Annotated in this window: 4 tRNA genes; all 4 read left to right on the forward strand. The window is 46.3% G+C overall.

The features are described from left to right. The first annotated feature begins 88 nt into the window (after positions 1-88). The 4 genes from AB4583_RS21225 to AB4583_RS21240 all read left to right on the forward strand — a co-directional run bounded on the left by AB4583_RS21225 (position 89) and on the right by AB4583_RS21240 (position 448). Positions 89-164, forward strand: a tRNA-Glu gene (locus tag AB4583_RS21225). Positions 165-166: 2 nt separating this feature from the next. Continuing rightward, positions 167-242, forward strand: a tRNA-Lys gene (locus AB4583_RS21230). Positions 243-267: 25 nt separating this feature from the next. Further along, positions 268-343: transfer RNA gene (locus AB4583_RS21235), tRNA-Ala, on the forward strand. Between the two features lie 29 nt (positions 344-372). Continuing rightward, a tRNA-Val gene (locus AB4583_RS21240) sits at positions 373-448 on the forward strand. Positions 449-531 lie beyond the last annotated feature (83 nt).

The following is a 531-nucleotide window of genomic DNA, read 5'->3' on the forward strand; positions in this document are numbered from 1 at the left end:
TTGATTAGGTTTAGAAAAGTAAAGAGATGAAGAACTCCCAAGTTCTTCGAAGTTTGTTTCTACTTTTAAAGTAGAGATGAATTGCAGTGTCCCGTTCGTCTAGAGGCCTAGGACACCGCCCTTTCACGGCGGTAACAGGGGTTCGACTCCCCTACGGGATACCATTGGGTCGTTAGCTCAGTTGGTAGAGCAGTTGACTTTTAATCAATTGGTCGCAGGTTCGAATCCTGCACGACCCACCATTTCCTCCCAAGGAAATAAAAATATGGGGCTATAGCTCAGCTGGGAGAGCGCCTGCCTTGCACGCAGGAGGTCTGCGGTTCGATCCCGCATAGCTCCACCATTCTTTCCATTAGGAATTAAAACTATCATGGGCGATTAGCTCAGTTGGGAGAGCACCTGCCTTACAAGCAGGGGGTCACTGGTTCGAGCCCGGTATCGCCCACCATCTTTAAGCATTCTCGTAAGAGAGTATTTAAAAATGGGTTTAAAAGTTTAACACTTAAAACTCTTGCTCTTTAACAATTTGGA

Origin of the sequence: Vibrio sp. 10N.222.49.C12, from assembly GCF_041475025.1 — a bacterium.
GTDB classification, from domain to species: Bacteria; Pseudomonadota; Gammaproteobacteria; order Enterobacterales; family Vibrionaceae; genus Vibrio; species Vibrio crassostreae_C.